This window comes from Desulfosporosinus cupriresistens (genome assembly GCF_001707885.1).
GTDB lineage: Bacteria > Bacillota > Desulfitobacteriia > Desulfitobacteriales > Desulfitobacteriaceae > Desulfosporosinus.
The window spans coordinates 18,489-36,722 of record NZ_MASS01000045.1 but is presented as its reverse complement, the minus strand read 5'-3'; the positions used below and the strand labels follow the sequence as shown (position 1 = coordinate 36,722).

General features: G+C 42.4%; 13 protein-coding genes and 5 pseudogenes. 5 read left to right on the top strand and 13 right to left on the bottom strand.

The features are described from left to right. Window positions 1-105 precede the first annotated feature (105 nt). Window positions 106-759, top strand: a complete 654-nt coding sequence (locus tag DSBG_RS15980; RefSeq protein ID WP_068965280.1) for an HD-GYP domain-containing protein — start codon at window positions 106-108, stop codon at window positions 757-759. A gap of 124 nt (window positions 760-883) precedes the next feature. Here DSBG_RS15980 and DSBG_RS15975 read toward each other — a convergent pair whose 3' ends face one another. Then, complete coding sequence (locus DSBG_RS15975) at window positions 884-3,052, bottom strand: Tex family protein (protein ID WP_068965279.1); 2,169 nt, start codon at window positions 3,050-3,052, stop codon at window positions 884-886. 466 nt (window positions 3,053-3,518) lie between these two features. Between DSBG_RS15975 and DSBG_RS23215 the strand changes: the two genes are divergently transcribed. Continuing rightward, window positions 3,519-3,656 (top strand): hypothetical protein, encoded by a 138-nt coding sequence (locus DSBG_RS23215; protein WP_176716299.1) that lies wholly within the window; start codon window positions 3,519-3,521, stop codon window positions 3,654-3,656. A gap of 99 nt (window positions 3,657-3,755) precedes the next feature. Here the strand turns inward: DSBG_RS23215 and DSBG_RS15970 are convergent, their stop codons facing one another. From DSBG_RS15970 to DSBG_RS15945, 6 genes and pseudogenes are all read right to left on the bottom strand, one after another. Beyond that, window positions 3,756-4,439, bottom strand: coding sequence for a peptidylprolyl isomerase (locus DSBG_RS15970; RefSeq protein ID WP_068965278.1), 684 nt, complete (start codon window positions 4,437-4,439; stop codon window positions 3,756-3,758). Between the two features lie 251 nt (window positions 4,440-4,690). Next, a pseudogene (locus DSBG_RS15965) lies at window positions 4,691-6,085 on the bottom strand (GntP family permease). Window positions 6,086-6,166: 81 nt separating this feature from the next. Further along, window positions 6,167-7,345, bottom strand: coding sequence for an acetyl-CoA C-acetyltransferase (locus DSBG_RS15960; protein ID WP_068965277.1), 1,179 nt, complete (start codon window positions 7,343-7,345; stop codon window positions 6,167-6,169). Window positions 7,346-7,370: 25 nt separating this feature from the next. Next, entirely contained in the window at window positions 7,371-8,117 is a 747-nt protein-coding gene (locus tag DSBG_RS15955; protein WP_009613162.1) for an SDR family NAD(P)-dependent oxidoreductase, read from the bottom strand. Further along, window positions 8,114-8,497, bottom strand: a pseudogene (locus DSBG_RS15950) (acyl CoA:acetate/3-ketoacid CoA transferase); the annotation flags it as partial. The gene DSBG_RS15955 and the pseudogene DSBG_RS15950, both read right to left, overlap by 4 nt. A gap of 523 nt (window positions 8,498-9,020) precedes the next feature. Beyond that, on the bottom strand, window positions 9,021-10,355 hold the full coding sequence (locus DSBG_RS15945; protein WP_068965275.1) for an AAA-type ATPase lid domain-containing protein: 1,335 nt from the start codon (window positions 10,353-10,355) through the stop codon (window positions 9,021-9,023). 389 nt (window positions 10,356-10,744) lie between these two features. Here DSBG_RS15945 and DSBG_RS15940 point away from each other — a divergent pair, with 389 nt between their 5' ends. From DSBG_RS15940 to DSBG_RS15930, 3 genes are read left to right on the top strand one after another with little or no spacing between them, the layout of a single operon-like run. Continuing rightward, window positions 10,745-11,755: an ABC transporter substrate-binding protein gene (locus tag DSBG_RS15940; RefSeq protein WP_068965274.1), complete on the top strand. Its 1,011-nt coding sequence runs from the start codon at window positions 10,745-10,747 to the stop codon at window positions 11,753-11,755. 20 nt (window positions 11,756-11,775) lie between these two features. Continuing rightward, a complete protein-coding gene (locus DSBG_RS15935; protein ID WP_083236922.1) occupies window positions 11,776-12,639 on the top strand; it encodes an ABC transporter permease in 864 nt (287 codons plus the stop codon). Beyond that, entirely contained in the window at window positions 12,624-13,373 is a 750-nt protein-coding gene (locus DSBG_RS15930; protein WP_068965273.1) for an ABC transporter ATP-binding protein, read from the top strand. The genes DSBG_RS15935 and DSBG_RS15930 overlap by 16 nt, the downstream gene beginning before the upstream one ends. A gap of 38 nt (window positions 13,374-13,411) precedes the next feature. Here DSBG_RS15930 and DSBG_RS21970 read toward each other — a convergent pair. The 6 genes and pseudogenes from DSBG_RS21970 to hypF all read right to left on the bottom strand — a co-directional run. Beyond that, a pseudogene (locus tag DSBG_RS21970) lies at window positions 13,412-13,570 on the bottom strand ([Fe-Fe] hydrogenase large subunit C-terminal domain-containing protein); the annotation flags it as partial. A 742-nt stretch (window positions 13,571-14,312) separates the two neighbouring features. Then, window positions 14,313-14,645, bottom strand: coding sequence for a type II toxin-antitoxin system PemK/MazF family toxin (locus DSBG_RS15925; protein WP_068965272.1), 333 nt, complete (start codon window positions 14,643-14,645; stop codon window positions 14,313-14,315). Further along, a complete protein-coding gene (locus tag DSBG_RS15920) occupies window positions 14,629-14,886 on the bottom strand; it encodes an AbrB/MazE/SpoVT family DNA-binding domain-containing protein (RefSeq protein WP_068965271.1) in 258 nt (85 codons plus the stop codon). Before DSBG_RS15920 ends, DSBG_RS15925 begins: the two co-directional genes overlap by 17 nt. A 108-nt stretch (window positions 14,887-14,994) precedes the next feature. Further along, window positions 14,995-15,722, bottom strand: a pseudogene (locus DSBG_RS15915) (lyase family protein); the annotation flags it as partial. Beyond that, window positions 15,719-15,991 (bottom strand): annotated as a pseudogene (locus tag DSBG_RS15910) (NADH-quinone oxidoreductase subunit F); the annotation flags it as partial. The pseudogenes DSBG_RS15910 and DSBG_RS15915, both read right to left, overlap by 4 nt. Then, window positions 15,975-18,218: a carbamoyltransferase HypF gene (gene hypF, locus DSBG_RS15905; protein ID WP_348980981.1), complete on the bottom strand. Its 2,244-nt coding sequence runs from the start codon at window positions 18,216-18,218 to the stop codon at window positions 15,975-15,977. The gene hypF and the pseudogene DSBG_RS15910, both read right to left, overlap by 17 nt. Between the last annotated feature and the right edge of the window lie 16 nt (window positions 18,219-18,234).

The following is an 18,234-nucleotide window of genomic DNA, read 5'->3' as shown; positions in this document are numbered from 1 at the left end:
AACAAGGGGCTCAAGGGGTGTTGATTAAACCATTTGATATCTACGAACTTATTTCTAAGGTTCGAAAAATTTTTGAATAACCTTTACTTTTTTTGGAGGTGGCCCATGCGCTCACGGAATAGCAGCATAAAAGATTTGTGCCGGATTCAAAAGTCGCCATCATTTAACGAATTTTTACAGACTTTAGCGATGACACTTGCTGCAAGGAACATAGAAACTTGGGAACACTCTGTTCTGGTGAAGAAATATGCCGTGATGCTGGGTCTTCGGCTAGAACTCTCTCAAGAGGAAATACGACAACTCCGTATGGGCGCTTTACTCCACGACATTGGTAAAATTGGAATCCGAGATGATATTTTGCTTAAACCCAGTGCCTTAACGGAAAACGAATACGACCGTCTTAAAGATCATCCCGAGATTGGTTCCCGAATCTTAGCGCCAGCCAAAGCCTTATCTTCTATCATTCCCATTGCCCTTCATCATCATGAACAATACAATGGAAAAGGCTATCCACATGGACTTCGCGGAGAAAAAATCCCGCTTGCAGCAAGAATTGTTTCCTTAGCTGATGCTTTCGAGGCTATGACTTCAGGTAGACTTTATCGAAAAGCTATGACCTTTCAGAAAGCTTTAGAGGAAATACAGATACAATTGGGAAGACAGTTCGACCCATACTTAGGACAAGCCTTTGTTGAAATGATAATGGAAGAGATCTCTCTTAAACTCAGGGCTAATGAAATAAGACAAATAGAACCCTAACTTGTTATAAAAAGAATAACCACGACTTCTTTAAGTCGTGGTTATCAATTTGCAGAACTCTTGATAATTCCGATAGGAATTTTATGCAATAAGAGTGGAAAATCATGCATTCCTACAGATTAGATCATGAAGGTGTAACGCAAATCGAAAGATCTCTCATGGATAGACTCACACGTTCTCTAGCCTTATCAAGTCCGATAACACGTACCTTGACTATGTCACCGACAGCTACTACTTCCATAGGGTGTTTAATAAACTTATCGGTTAGTTGGGAAATGTGCACAAGCCCATCGTGTTTAACACCGATATCCACAAACGCCCCGAAATCTACAACATTACGCACTGTTCCCTCCAAGACCATTCCTTCGCTAAGATCCTCCATATGAGTGACATCCCTCCGAAGTAACGGCCGTGGCAAATCCTCCCGAGGATCTCTCCCAGGTCTTTGCAGAGCATCTAGAATATCTCGGACGGTAGGAATCCCGGCTTGAAACTCTTCTGCAAGCTCTGTTGGTTCTAAGCGAGCGAGTTTTTTGCGTACTTCAGTTAAGTGATCCCGTAAATCCCCAGGCGTATGTCCGATCTTTTTCAAGATGTCTTTGGCAAGCGGATATGACTCGGGGTGAACTGGCGTATTCTCTAGGGGGTTTATTCCATCGGGTAGACGAATAAAGCCCGCACACTGGATATACGTCTGCTCTCCCAGCCGCGGAATTTTCTTGAGTTGGTCACGATGACTAAATTTCCCATGTTCTTCTCGCCAGGCCACGATATTCTTGGCAACCGCTGGCTTTAATCCAGCCACATATTGAAGCAAAGAAGCAGAGGCGGTGTTTAAATCAACACCTACGACATTAACACAAGATTCTACGACGCCATGTAGGGATTCCTCCAAGCGTTTAGGTTGGACATCATGCTGATATTGACCAACACCAACGGCTTTCGGTTCGATCTTCACCAGTTCTGCAAGAGGGTCTTGGAGCCGCCTGGCGATGGACACTGCACTCCGCAAGGAGAGATCAAATTCCGGGAATTCTTCACCTGCTATTTTTGAAGCGGAATAAACCGATGCCCCAGCTTCGCTCACTAGAATAAACTCAGTAGCAATCCCGTCTTCACGAATCATTTCTGCCACAACCTCTTCCGTTTCTCTAGAGGCTGTACCATTTCCAATGGCAATGATATTAGCATCAAACTCAAGAATAACCTTTCGTAAACTGTTCTTTGCCTCTTCTCGTTTGTTCTGTGGCGGATGCGGATAAATTACGCCAACTTGAAGAAGTTTTCCTGTCTCATCGACAACCGCCCATTTGCATCCTGTCCGAAATCCAGGATCAAGACCTAGAACCATCTTCCCACGAACAGGCGGTTGAAGCAAAAGTTGTCGAAGATTAGCTGCAAACACTTTTATGGCTTGTTCCTCCGCTCGATCGGAAAGTTCCGTGCGCACCTCTCGTTCAATTGAAGGCTCAATTAATCGTTTATACGCATCTACTGCCGCTTTTTGAACTAAAGGAGCACATGGTCCCGCTTTAACATAGCGAAGTTCTATAATTCTATGTAAATTATCTACAGGAGCTTCAATCTTTACGGATAGGAACTCTTCCTTTTCACCACGATTTAAGGCTAAAATACGATGTGGTGGAATTCTTCGGACTGGCTCACGATAGTCATAATACATCTCAAAGGGGGAACGCACTTTAGCTTTCTTAGCCGAAGCGGTGGCTACTACATCGGCAATGTTCAAAGTCTTCTCCCTAATCTGTTTGCGTAATACTGCATCATCAGCAATAGTTTCTGCGATAATATCCATGGCTCCAGTCAAAGCTTCCTCCATTGAATTCACACCTAGTTCTGGATTCAAATATTTTTCTGCCTCTGCCTGAGAATCTCCTCTGGCATATTGCGTTAACAACCACTCAGCTAAAGGTTCAAGGCCTTTTTCTTTAGCCATAGTTGCTCGTGTCCGTCGTTTTTGCTTATAAGGTCGGTAAAGGTCTTCGACGTCCTGAAGCACCATTGCCGCTGTAATTTGAGCAGACAGTTCTTCTGTAAGCTTACCTTGTTCTTCAATTAGACGCACGACTTCCGTTTTTCGTTGTTCCAAACGTCGCAAATAATCCAAACGTTCCACGATATCGCGCAACGCATTTTCATCAAGCTCTCCAGTTGCTTCCTTGCGGTAGCGAGCAATAAAAGGGATGGTGTTTCCTCCATCCAATAAATTAACCGCTTCTTTCACTTGAGTTATCTTCAGGTTTAGCTCCTTAGCAATGAGTTGATTAAATTCCAAGGTGTATATTCCTCCTAAAACTATTGCAAATTCTTTAAAAAGATCCCGAGCCATATTGACCATTTTCTGTTCGTCGTCTTATTATATCAGACTCATTTCTCTATCACAGCTTGAAAAGGTAAATTTCTGTTTTGATTTTATTGCTGTTCTGCACACATTTCAAGTTCTTCGCTCTATTTTAAAAATGAAACTATAAGTCATGTAATTATAGATAAGAAGATTGTATTAATTGGGTCAGAAATAAGGCTACCACTACTTCGTCTAACAAAGTGTTCAAATTAGGCTCTCTCGTACTTTCTAAAAATTTAAATAAACAGGCAATGTCAGACCAAAACTTACCACGATTTATCTACGATCTCATCGGAGAAATTAGTACCAACGGTTTGTTTCTCATATTCCAAAGACCAAAACTAATCATAAGTTCGAAATCTTTCAAGACACACATTATACGAGGGAGGAAATTATTATGAAACAATCCAATTCACATGTAACTAAACATGCAATGACGAGTCAATTGAAATTATCACGTAGTATAGCTAGTATCCCTAGTGTTGGGGGGAAAATGTTTCGTCGGACATCCGAGAGCGCTGAAAGTATTCGTTAATTCTTCGCTTAGATACGGAAAGGACCAGCAAAAACTGGTCCTTTTTCCGTATCTGTTCGGATTTTCTGCTAGTGTTCCCGTGGACTATTATATTTGAAGTTATTTATTAATTACCTCCGGCTGACCATATTTTACTCCTAAGGTATCAACCGTCACACTTTGCATAACCTGGTTCTGTAGAGGTTTATCACTTTTGTCCCGTGGACTATTAACAATCTTATCCACAGCGTCCATACCGCTGATCACCTTACCAAAGGCAGCATAATCACCGTCTAAGCTTGGCATAGTGTCAGCCATTATGAAAAATTGAGAACCAGCAGAATTAGGATCATTTTGTAGTCTACCCATAGAAATTACTCCACGTTCATGCTTTAAGTTATTGACAAAACCATTGTTCGTAAATTCTCCTTTAATAGTATATCCTGGTCCCCCAGTGCCATTCCCGTTGGGATCCCCACCTTGTATCATAAACCCCGGAATCACTCTATGAAAGATTAAGCCGTTGTAGAATCCCTTTTGCACCAAAGATACGAAGCTTTTCACAGTATTCGGAGCGACATCTGGGTAAAGTTCGACCTTAATCTGGTCCCGATTTGCCATTGTAATAGTGACAATAGGATTATTCTTTACGCTTAATTCAGGTGATGTATTACTTTGTGTTTGGGTATTGTCCTTATTTGGTGATGGTGTCGTCGCCTCATTTTTAGTCTGGGCCCCACAACCAATGATCGTCAGGATTATTACTAATATTGAAATAAACATCATCACACTAAACTTTCTCATACAATTAACTCCTTTATTATAATTTTCCAACGTTTTACGCGCTATTGAGACTACCAAACATTTTACATTAGGCCTGGAACAGATTCAAGTCTAGAGCATTAAGGCTTCTTCTCGTTCCTTATCCCATCACTCTGCAACCTTGAAGAATATCCATTTATATAGGAAGATAATGATAAAAAAAGAGCAAGCGCCAACATTCAAGTTGGAACTTGCTCTCTCTTCGCTTTAGAAGAAGTGCTTCTCCTCCCTATTTAAACAAAGTGGAAAACCCCTTGCAGCAGAATGAGTGTAAAAACAGTTCCTGTCTTTAGCAAGGTAATAGCAAAGATATCTTTATAGGCTTGCTTATGCGTTAAACCGGCAATTCCCAACAGCGTGATGACCGCCCCGTTATGAGGTAAGGTGTCCATTCCTCCAGAAGCCATAGATGCTACACGATGCAGTAATTGAGCGTCAACCCCCACTCTCGAAGCCCAATCCAAGTACTGTTTCCCAAACGTATCTAGGGCAATGCTCATCCCCCCTGAAGCGGAACCTGTAACCCCGGACAAAACATTTACTGTAACCGCTTCAGACAACAAGGGACTCCCCCCTCAATTAATACCCGTTAAAGCATGAGCGATTGTTTGAAAGCCTGGGAGAGATTTGATAACGTTACCAAAACCGACTTCAGACGCTGTGTTCATAACAGCTAGGAGAGAACCGATGGCCCCGGCATTAATTGCTTTAGCGACATTTCCTTTAATCCGCCTAGGGTTAATAACGAAGGCCAGGCCAATACCAACCGCAAGGGCAATCATCAGTGCCCAGTTATTCATTGATCCGACAACGCCTGTTTTGGCAATGTTATAAGGAGCTTGGGTCACCCAGGAAAGAATATCCCATTTCGGAAAAACTAACTTTTGTAAAATGAGTGAAACAACAAGTACTGAAACCAACGGTAAAGCTGCCAATATCGGGTTCGGCAGGTTGCTATCTTCAACTACTTCAGGTTCGTTTTTATGATCTGTTCCATACCCTTCTCCTGCTGCTTGGGCCGTACGTTTACGCCACTCTAAAAAAGCAATGCCGCCAACTAAAACCATAATAGCACCCAAGGTCCCAAAGATCGGAGCAGCATAAAGATCTGTATTGAAAAACTTCATCGGGATAGAGTTTTGAATCTGCGGGGTTCCCGGCAGAGCATCCATGGTAAACGTAAAAGCCCCTAAGGCGATCGTTGCTGGCACCAGACGTTTGGGAATGTCTGCTTCTTTAAAGATCGAAGCAGCAAACGGGTACACGGCAAACGCTACTACGAAAAGACTGACCCCTCCGTAGGTGAGAATCGCTGCCGACAAGACCACGGATAACATAGCTTGTTTTTTCCCCAGTTTTTGAACAATCGCTTTAGCAATGGCCTTCGCTGCGCCAGATTCTTCCATGACTTTACCAAAGACGGCTCCTAAGAGGAAGAACGGGAAGTATACCTTGGCATAGTTCGCTAGATTGGGCAGGAATATTTCCGTATACGTCGGCATAATCGCCATTCCAGAAAATATGGCCGCTAGGATTGCAAACACAGGGGCGAAAAAAATGACCGAGAAGCCACGATAAGCCATGAACATTAAGAGCGCTAAGCTTAATATAATTCCTAAAACTGCCACTCAAAACACCTCCATTAATTTATCTCTTAATCTCTTAATCTCTTTAATCTTTTTTATCTCTTTATTTCTTGCTTTGAGTGATTATCTCTCAACCACCATGGCCGTACCCTGTCCTCCGCCAATACAAAGTGTAGCGAGACCTCTTTTTACTTCTCTTCGCTTCATTTCGTACAACAAAGTTACCAAGATCCGTGTCCCACTGGCGCCAATAGGATGTCCTAAAGCAATCGCACCACCATTAACATTCGTTTTATCTGGGTTTAATTCAAGCTCACGGGCAACTGCTATTGTCTGAGAAGCAAAAGCCTCATTCGCTTCCACAAGATCGATATCCGTAATAATAAGCCCTGCTTTGGACAACGCCTTACGACTGGCTGGAATCGGTCCAGTACCCATGATTTTAGGATCGACACCGACCGAGGCGAAAGAGACAATTGTAGCCAAAGGATTCAATCCTAATTGAAGAGCCTTTTCCTTAGACATAACGACTACTGCGGCAGAACCGTCATTAATTCCCGAAGCATTACCTGCGGTCACTGTCCCATCCTGTTTAAAGGCTGGACGAAGTTTGGCCATAGATTCAAGTGTCGCACCAAATCTAGGATATTCATCTGTTTTAAAGACTATAGCTTCCCCCTTGCGCTGAGGAATCAGAACAGGCACAATTTCATCTTCAAATCTGCCGTCCTTGACCGCTTCCTCTGCCCGATTCTGGCTTAGCACCGCATAATGATCCTGTTCCTCACGGGAAATTCCAAACTGATCAGCAATAGTTTCTGCTGTAATCCCCATGTGAAGGCCATCAAAAGCATCTATTAATCCGTCTCGAAGAATGGTATCCGTAATTGTGTCATTCCCCAGGCGATATCCCGTGCGGGCCTTTTGGAGAACGTAGGGCGAAAGAGACATACTTTCCATACCACCGGCAACTATGATTTCAGCATCACCGGCAAGAATTGCTTGAGTTGCACTCTCCACAGATTTAAGCCCGGACCCACAAACCTTGTTTACAGTCCATGCGGGTACCTCCTGAGGAATACCCGCTTTTATAGCGGCCTGCCGCGCAGGGTTTTGCCCTAAACCTGCTTGCAGCACATTTCCCATTATCACTTCATCGACTTGTTCAGGTTTTACCCCAGCCCGTTTAAGAACCTCTGCAATGACAAGTGCCCCTAATTCGACCGCGGGAATTTTTCCTATTGCTCCTCCAAAGGAGCCAATGGGGGTACGAACTGCACTTACAATTACAACTTCTCGCATGTCTCCTAGCCTCCTGTAGTTTAACTTAAATGAAACTTCCTCCATTGATATCAAGCACCGCACCGGTAATATAGGAAGAGGAATCTGCCACTAAGAAAAGGGCTGCATCCGCTACTTCTTCTGGTTCAGCAAAGCGACCAGCCGGGATTGTGGCGATCAAGGCCTTTAACTGCTCTTCGGGGTACTTATTCATCATGTCTGTATTGATATATCCCGGGGCCAAAGCATTACAAGTGATTCCTTTGGTTGCATTTTCAACAGCTGTTACTTTGGTTAAGCCAATCAACCCAGATTTAGAGGTTGCGTAATATCCTGTTCCAAAGATTCCTTTGCGGGCGGTTAGCGATGAGAGATTGACAATTCGCCCGTATCTCTGCTCACGCATCGCTGGAAGTACTGCCTTTGTGCAAATAAAAGGACCGGTCAGATTGACTGCCATGACAGCCTCCCAATTGGCAAGATTTCCTTTATGAACTAAACCATCTCGATTGATCCCCGCGTTATTCACGAGAATATCGACTTTTTTGAACCGTTCGAGAACGTTGGCCACCATACTGTTCACTTCATCTTCTTTGCTGACATCTGCCAGGAAGAGCTCTGCCTCCACTCCTAGTTTTCGGAGTTCCTCGACAGTTTCCATTGCTTTAGCCTCATTGCAGGAAATATCATTGACCGCAATTTTCGCTCCTTCGCGCGCAAAGGTAAGCGCAATTGCTTTGCCTATTCCCTGACCGCTTCCTGTAATTAAGGCTACTCTATCTTTGATTTTCATTTTGCTGCACACCTTTCATTAAGATCTTCCGTTATTTTCATAAGTTCTGGATGAAATAGTTTGGCATCCATGAATTTTAAGGACTCAGAAATAATTGGCTTGAAATCCATCCGAGCTAAAATATCTTTTTCCAGATCAACACCTGGTGCAATTTCTTCCAACACAAGGCCTTGTTCTCCTAAGGCAAAGACGGCCCTTTCTGTAACGTACCAGACCTTCTGCCCTTTCTTACGGGCATAGCTCCCACTGAACGTGATATGCTCAACGTTTTTGACGAGTTTAGGAATCTTTCCTTCTTGGAGGATTTCCAACTTACCATCTTGGACCTCGACACCTAGTCCATTGGCCGTAAAGGTCCCACAGAAAATAACCTTTTTGGCCGTAGAATCTCCCTGCCCAGCCGCGTATACCAACGATAGATTCCTCGGTTGACCCGTTGCCATAAATCGCTTTTCCAAAGCCACCGTTAATTCTTCTGGGTGTCCAATGCTCACAAATCCATCGATGGCGACCATACTTCCATCCTTGATCAAGGCGACCGCTTCATCTGCCGTTAAGACCGCTTTCTTCATCTGTTTCCCTCCTGTCTAGATTCCTGGTAACTGGCTCATTTACTCCTCTCATCCAGTTGTTCATTTCATCACCTAGCATATTTTGTAGAAAAAAATCAGAATTTGCGCGCGCAACTTATACTTAAGCAAAATCCATGCCAAGCAAAAGGAAAAACCCTGAAGGCCTTACCTTCTAGGGTTTTTTTAAAAGCGGTATTATTAATCAGACAATCGGCTGTAGCGTTTCCGCTACAGCCGATTGTCTGATTAATGAGAAAAGTCCTTATTTTACCCTCACTTCTTGATCACTGTAGCTTTTTTGCTACGTGTTGCGTAATCACTACACTGCTTCTTAGGCAAACCCCTCGCTATCCCCTCCGACTAAACCGTATTTCTCCATCTTCCGGTAGAGATTGGTCCGATGAATTCCCAAGATTTCGGCCGCTTGAGTCTTATTTCCACGGGTAGTCTTTAGCGCCTTTAATATTGCCCTACGCTCCGCTTCTGCCAGTTCCAGCGCCAAAGGCTGAAGGGATGTATTCGCTCGCTTGCCTTCTAAATCTTGAAGATATAAAGGCAAATCTGCGAGATGAATCACGTCCCCCTCCGCAACATTCGTCGCTCTTTCGAGCGCATTCTGAAGTTCACGTACATTTCCAGGCCAGGCATAAAGTTGAAATAATTCGACAACCCAACGATCAAGCTTTCTTAAGGATGATCCCAGTTCACGTTGGAATTTTGCCAAAAGCTTTTCACTTAAAAGTAGAACATCCCCCTCCCGATCCCTTAGAGGGGGTATCGTAACCGTAAAAACGTTCTCCCCCCGCAAAAGAACAGTCGATTTCCCTAGAGACGCCTTTTCCGCCAACACTTTCGTCCGAATAATGGATTGGCTTTTACCGATGATATTACTAAATGTGTAGCGATATTTCTGATAGTGCTTTAATTCCTTCTCATAAAATTTGAGCTTATTTTCCAATAAATCTAACTTTTCTGCCAAAGTTCGAAGATCCTGAACATCACGAAACATAACCTTACCTACAGCACCTATAAGTTTGCCCTCTTCTCTCAAAGGAAGGCGCATTACCATTGCTTCTTTGCCATTAATGTCCATGACTTCGCCAATTTCTGCTTGTCCAGTCTGAGCAACAATATGCATGCGACTCGTAGGTAAAATCTCTGTACAATGTCGACCAATCGCCTTCTCTTGCTCAATATTAAGGAAGCGGCAGTAGCTCTTGGTAATTCGTGTAACAACTCCTGCACAGTCTACAACCATAACACCATCGTAGGCCTGTTCAAAAATACTTTCCAACCCAGTCAGACTATTTTGCATAGTATCTAAACGAGCCATTACACTTTGCAATTCACTGCCATCCTGAAAGACTGCAACCGCTCCTACTGTTTCTCCAGCGTGATTTATGGGAGAGCGATTGGTAATAAACATTCGTTCTCCCATAAACAACTGCTCTGCGTTAGCTTCTCCATCCTGGATTACGTTTCGGAGTTTGGAATTAGGAATGACTTCTTTTATTTTCTTACCAAGAATATCCTTTGCTGAAAGACCTACGAATTCTGCAGCAACAGGGTTACAGTAACAGACATTCTCTTGATCATTAATAACGATGATGCCCGCTTTAGCCACTTGGAATACCTGATCCAGTTCTATTATTTGGTTTGGCTCCATACCTTTTCCTCCTATTTACAGGTCACAACCGAAAGCATACAACATATTCTTCCTAATTCATGTGTAAACAATTAATTTACTAAATTCTCAACCACTTGCACTCTGCTTTAGCTAGCTTCCCTTTAATCCACAACAAGTGCAACCTGGAGACCGTTATTATTCATGTAGAAGGCCTCTAACTAAGATAGTGATCTTTCTACTATATAATATTATAAAGAAATTCAAACCTAGCACGTCAGTTTGATTACTGTCTCCATAATCATTACGACTATGCGAAATTACGATAGCCATATTTTAGATAACTTGATATGATAAGCATAGGTAGAAAAATATTCCACCAGAAGAATAGTATAGACTTAACGCCAAAAATAAAGGGGTGTAATTATTTTATGTATCGCCTAAAGGTCATCTCCATCTGTCTTTTAAGCGCCATTGTGCTTATCGGCGCCATTATTCTTTCCGGCTGCACAGCCAAAAAAGCTTCTACTGAAGCCCCAACTGAAACTCTCAAAACAATTAATGTTTCATATGTCTCTCGACCTATTAACGTCCCTTCCGTTGTCGCTCAGGAGAAAAAGATGTTTGAAAACGAGTTTGCTAAAGATAACATCGAATTCAAATGGCATGATATTACAACTCCTAGCAACCAGCTTGAGGCCCTGGCTGCCAAATCACTTGATTTTTCCAACAGCCTTAACTATGTATCCGCTATTTTAGCAAAAGCTAACGGAAATGACATCAAAATTGTTTCCGCCTATTCCCGCTTTCCTAAAGGAATAAGTCTGGTCGTTAAGCCTGATGGGTCTATAAAAACAGTTGCCGACCTCAAAGGCAAGAAAGTTGCATTACAAAAAGGAACCATGTTGCATGAGATGCTCATCCGGGCTTTGTCTGAAGTGAATCTGACAACCCAAGACCTTGAACTAGTTGATATGGATTCGGCTGCTGCTGCCGCTGCTATCGCGTCAGGGCAGGTCGATGCTACCATTCTCCCTGAGCCTCTGCTTTCCAAAGCTATTGCAGCAGGCAAGGTTCAGAAATTACGTTCAGCCGAAGGCTTAATCCCAGGCTTAAGCGTCATTGCCGTTCGAAGCGACTTTGCTAAGAATCAACCCGAAATAGTGAAACGCTACTTACAAGTCCACAAGGCTTCACTCGACTGGTGCCAAGCTAACCTTGATGAAGCATTATCGATGACTGCCCAACAAAATCAAATACCTATTCAAGGAGTGAAGGCCCTTTATCCCGAATTTACCTTCGACATGAGTCTTGATCAAGTAACCAATGAGTTACTAAAATCTGCGGCTTTTTTACAAAAGGAAGGTATGATCCGCCCCAACGTAGACACTAATAAACTCGTGGACACACTAGTCGACCCCAGTTACCTGCCCGTTAAGTAATTCTAGGAGGATATTTAATCATGAAAGCTCCCGCCTATCCTAAGCGAGAAGAATTATCAACTTTGCCGGGAGGGATTGCTCAATTCGCTTTAAAACTGTCTTTCAAAAAGTTATTACAGGGATCCGTTTTGCCCTTATTAGTTATTGTCCTTTGGGAAATCTTTAGTAGCCTGGGCTGGTTAAATCTCTATCTCATCCCTCCGCCCTCACAAATTGGAGATCGGCTTTGGGTTATTACAGAGAATGGCGAACTCCTCAAGCATCTTGGAGCCAGCCTGTACCGGGTTGCTTGCGGTTTTAGCCTAGCTCTCTGTATGGCCCTTCCTTTGGGTTTTTTGTTGGGTTTGACACCCGGCGTCCGCGTCTTTTTGTCGCCCACACTCAGCTTTTTTCAACAAATACCGGGTATCGCTTGGATTCCTATGTTTATTCTCTGGTTGGGAATTGATGAAGCCTCCAAGATTGCCATCATTGTTTATTCAGCTTTTTTTCCGATATTTTTGAACACGTTGCATGGTATTGCCAGCACTGATCCGAAGTTAAAAGAAGTAGCCTACACCTACGGTCTTTCTCGCTGGGGCCTGATAACTCGTGTTTACCTACCATCATCTGCGCCTTCCGTCTTTGTCGGCATGAGACTTGGACTTAGCTTCTCTTGGCGTTCCTTGGTGGCAGCTGAACTACTGGGTGCTTCCAAGGGTATCGGTTATTTAATTCAGGAAGGTCGCGAAATGGCCCAGCCTGATTTAATGCTCGCGGGAGTCTTGCTTATTGGCCTCACCGGACTTTGCTTGGATTTTGTCTTCCGCCAGCTAGAAAAGAGATTTGTACCATGGCAAAAAGAGGTTGAAACTCATGAGGTGCCAACATGGCAAATTTCTTAGTCCTTGACGGAATTACCAAACAGTTCAAGTTAGACAAAGGACAGGTTCAAGCCTTAGAGGATATTCACTTTGAAGTTGCCAAAGGTGAGTTGATTTGCCTAATCGGCAGCAGTGGGTGCGGGAAGACAACCCTTCTCAGGGTCATTGCCGGTTTAGAAAAGCAGACGTCCGGTCGAGTCCTGCTTGAGGATAAGGAAATAGAGACTACCGGTCGAGAAAGAGGGATGGTATTTCAAGAGCCTCGCCTTTTTCCTTGGTTAACACTTGAAGAAAATGTTGCGTTTGGAATTAAAGGTAGAGTCGAAAAAAAGATTCTGCAAAGGATTGTCCAGCAACTACTGGAAATGGTTGGCTTAAGCGATTTTGCTAAAGCAACGCCGAAACAACTATCCGGCGGAATGGCTCAAAGGGCGGCTATTGCTCGTGCTCTAGCTGCAGATCCGCAGATTTTGTTACTAGATGAGCCTTTTTCTGCTCTTGATACTCAGACGCGCTCTAAACTACAAACCGATTTTCTAAAATTATGGCAATCTACACATAAAACCTGCATCCATGTCACCCATGATATTGATGAGGCCTTGATCCTAGGACAAAGGATTATGGTCATGCAAGCATCTCCGGGAAGAATCACAGCCATTTTTCCTGTCTCTTTTTCTTATCCTCGTTGCCCGGATGAACCTGACTTCATTGCTTTGAAAAAGAAACTACGAGACTTTATTCCTCCAGTTTTTTAGTAAGGCTGATTTAACATTTACCCCTTTAATTTCTCCTAATCCATGTTGCCATGGTGATAGGGTTGGCCGCCGCCCCCAATACATCCACCCGGGCAAGCCATAATCTCAATCACATCATAGTTGCTTTCTCCCGCCTTGATTTTCTCCAGAACAGTACGGGCATGCCCCAGGCCATGGATGACAGCAATCCGATAATTACCTACACCTGCTTAACCCCTCATAACCATGAAACTCCAGAATCCATGAAAACAACACGAATTTCGTCAATTAGAACGTAATATAGTCCAAATATTACAATATATTTTCAATAGGATAAATTGATTGTCATCATTTCTAATGGCTATAGACTTAGTGCTTGTAGTAATGACATTCTTTAATTGTAAGGAAATTACAATTGCCTTCTGGCCATAGAACCGTGGACGAAGAGCATCTCAAACATCTTCGCCACATAGCGAATGTAAACGCCGGAACCAGCAGTTATTTAACACCGCTGTACACTTAACTTATTAAGTGTAACTAGATTAGTGAAAGGTGGTATTCGGTTTGTCCAGCTTAACACATACTAAAAATATGCCATTAGATGAGAACATGCAAAGGGGAGTCGGGAGAACGAACCTTTCCAATATGGCTTACGTGATTTACCAGCTGATGTCGCTACACTGATGGTTAGGGTGTTGGGGGGAAATCCCATCGAAGAAAAATTTATAATTAAAATAGCCTGCCCAATTCTAAATGATCAAAGTCAAGAAGAAGTTAAGATAATTTCCGAATCATGGATAGATGGGAAAATAGATTTCAAACACTATTCAATTTTTACCGGTCGATTTGTTATCATGTCTTAGGAAAAGGGCATTTCTAGAATGACACGAATTCTAAGAAATGCCCTCTTCAAAACAAATTATTCACGCTAACTCCACTCAATGACTCTAGTAGTTAATATTATTCTACCAACATTTCCTTGATAGTACATTTCACATTGAGTATTGCCGCAGCCTCCAGGACTCCGATTTTCTCGCAAAGCCTTGCTTTGTCAACCGTCCGAATCTGGTCTAATACAATCCACCCATCAACATCACCAACAGTAAGCCTAACACGGGTCGGATATCCTTCCCTACCCCTACTTGTAACTGGAACGATCATAACCGTACGAAGATGCTCATTCATTTCTAGAGGGGAAATAACCACACACGGCCTTGTTTTATTAATTTCTGCTCCTTTTGTGGGGTTCAGATCAACCCAATATACAGAATACTGCTCAATGATTTGGTTCATCCCATGCCTCCAACATTTCATTGTCAATCTCCTCAGAGATTAACAAAACATCATCATTATTTTTGTGCATAAGTTCCAATGCCTCAGCCCAACCTTGGCGAGGGGTGCTCACCGGTTTTATGATGATACAATTGTCTTCGACTACCAATTCCACTTTCGAATCTATGCCACATTGTCTTAAAACTGCATGAGGAATCCGAATTCCTTTAGAATTGCCAATTTTAATAATGTCCATTTCCATTGCAATTCCTCCTTGTCTAGTAATTACATTGTATTTACATATTAACAGTTAGATAATGTTTATACAAGACCCTTCGCGCTATAGCACCCGCCCTCGGAGTTTTCAGGACAGTTCCAGTGATTCCAACAAACATTCCGCTATAAGAGGCATAAAGGAGTTGAGTTCAAGCTGCCCTGAACCATCGTAATAGCATAATCATTGGCCATGACTCTCATGCCCACCTGGCCGATCATTTCCGGTATTACCGGGTTCACCTTTCCTGGCATGATCGTTGAACCGGCCTGCATCTGAGGGAGCTCAATTTCACCGGCCCCCCCCTTAGAACCTGAAGATAACAATCTCAAATCATTGGATATTTTCAAAAGGTTCGTGCTGCAGGCTTTTAAGAGTCCGGAAACTTCTACAAATACGTCATTATTTTGGGTTATATCCATGGGATAGTCGGACCTAGCCAAACCTAATCCTGTTAACTCCTGGATGGCATCCGTAACCATAAATATGTATTTGTGAGAAGCATTGACTCCGGTACCGATGGCCGTACCGCCCAGATTAATCTGCCTCAATCGTTCTTCTACCTTGTAAACCCTCCAGCGGTCTCGTTCTATGGCCTTAGCATAGGCACCAAATTCCTGGCCAAGCATCATCGGCAACGCATCCATTAGCTCAGTCCTGCCAAGTTTGAGCACATCACTGAATTCGTTTTCCTTTCCCTGCAACGCTTCCTGAAGTTCTGCAAGAGAATTGCTTAATTTTCTGAGCAGATGGATCGCAGCAATTCTCAGCGCCGTTGGGTAAACGTCATTAGTCGATTGCGACATGTTAACATCATTCAGAGGACGTCAATGACGTCCAGAGGCGTCATGCTAAAAAGAACTTTCGCTAAAGCCTGATAGCCGTCAGCGGCGATATATTCAAGAATGTTTTCAAGCGCAATATAGCCGACGTTACGTAGTGCAATGCGAAGTTGTCCATCGTGAAAGGGAATGTTGGTAGCAAAACGCTCTTTGGTGTTGGGGTCCATAAAGAGAAGGTGTTCTACCTGATTTCTTTGAATGAAGTGTTCTTCGACGATAGTTGTCACGTCATCCTCAGAAACCTCGCAGTAGGCTTGTATTAGCAATAATTATCTGGCCGATGGCTACGCCACCGTCGTTAGAAGGTAAATGTGAATGAGTATAAACAACAAAACCTTCTTTTTCCAAATTACGAGAGATTTTTGTCAGTAAATAAGGATTTTGAAACACACCCCCACTTAAGACAACTTCATTGATACTTGTGTCATCTCTAAGGTAAATACACATACTTACACTCAAATTCACAATGGTATTTTGGAATTTTGAAGCCATAATTTTACTAGATACCCCGTTAAGTTTGTCTTTAATAATTTCTATGATCATTTCATAAGGTTCTACGATATACATATCTTGTTTTAGGATTTTATAAGAATATGCTTCTTGAATTTCAAGGTCTGATATGGCTTCAAGTTCAATGGCAGCCTGACCTTCATAGGTAACTTTATCCGTGATTCCAATAATATTTGATACTGCATCAAAAAGTCTTCCCATACTTGAGGTTTGAGGACAATTAATATTCGCATCGATAATATCAATGAGATTTTCGGCGGCTTCACCATATAGTTTAAATAACTCACCACAAGCTTCTTTATTAGTCCCCAAGGTTTTATATAAATATGAAGCTCCCATTCTCCATGGTTCTTTGATGGCCTTTTCCCCTCCAGGCATTTTAATATAATCAAGGTGCCCTACTCTGGTAAATTCTTTTCTATCAAAGACCATAAATTCCCCACCCCAAAGCTTGCCATCAGTCCCAAAGCCCGTTCCGTCAAAACAAACTCCAATCACCTTTCGTTCGAGATTATTTTCGAACATGCAGCTAACAAGGTGAGCATGGTGATGCTGCACAGCAATTTTAGGCAAATTATACTCTAGCGCGTACTTAGTTGACAGATATTCCGGATGCAGATCATGAGCGATATATTTAGGGGAAAAAGAAAAGACCTCTTTAAAATGTTCAACATTGTTCTTATATCGCTCAAAGGTCTCTAAATTCTCTAAGTCCCCATTAAACTGGCTCAAAAACAAAAACCCATCTTTACTGATACAAAAGGTATTTTTCATATTTGGACCACATGCTAAAATATCCCTCATATTTAATGCCCTAAAAGGTTCTGGTGCAAAGCTCCTGGCCCTCCTGATAATCGTTTGTTTCTCCTCCACCACCCTCAAGACAGAGTCATCAATTGGCAGATAGATTTCTCGGTTATGAATTAAAAAATAGTCTACAATCCCAGACAAACTCTTTCTAGCACCAGAATCCATATGTTCAATGGGAAGCCCATTCACATTGGCACTCGTCATAATCAGAGCTTCGACCTTATCTGAAAACAATAAACTGTGAAGAGGAGTGTATGGTAACATAACTCCTAGAGTTTTCTGATGAGGAGAAATAATTTGTGGTAAATCATAGTCTTGCTTTTGATCTAAAATAACGATAGGCTTGCGGATTCCTGTTAATAATTCTTCTTCTAGTTTAGTTACTTTGCAAAGTTTTTTTATAGTTTCGACATTTTTCATCATGACAGCAAGAGGTTTAAAGGGTCTTCTTTTCCTAGTCCTCAATTTGTGAATGGCCGCTTCATTCCATCCATCACAGGCCAGGTGATAGCCGCCTAAACCTTTTATAGCCAATAGTTTCCCTTCCATAATCTTGGATTGAGCAAAACAAATAGGATCCTCGATCTCTAATTTATTGCCTTGATTATCTTCAACCCAAAGCTCTGGACCACAGGCTTGACAGGCATTGGGTTGGGCATGGAATCTTCTGTTAGTAGGATCTGAATATTCTCTTGCACATTCCTTGCACATTTTAAATTCCTGCATGGTGGTTTTTTCTCTGTCATATGGAAGTTCTTTGATTATAGAAAACCTTGGCCCACAATTTGTACAATTAGTAAAAGCATAGCCCCTTCTCCGATCTGTTTTGCTATAAATGTCTTCCTCACAATCCTTACAAATAGCTATATCTGGTGATATTAAGGTTATCTTATCCAATGTCTTTTGACTTTCTTTGATTTCAAAAATAGTATAATTTAGCACTATTTCTTCTCTAATCGATATTTTTTCTATTCTAGCAAGTGGAGGAGGATTGTGCTCTATTCTTTGCAGAAATTCGCTGATAGTTTCTTCATGACCTTCAACATCGATGTGAACCCCTTCAGAGTTATTATTGACGTATCCTTTTAAATCTAAGGAATTTGCTAGATTATAGACAAACGGACGAAATCCTACACCCTGTACAATTCCTTCAACCACAATGAAATATCTCTTT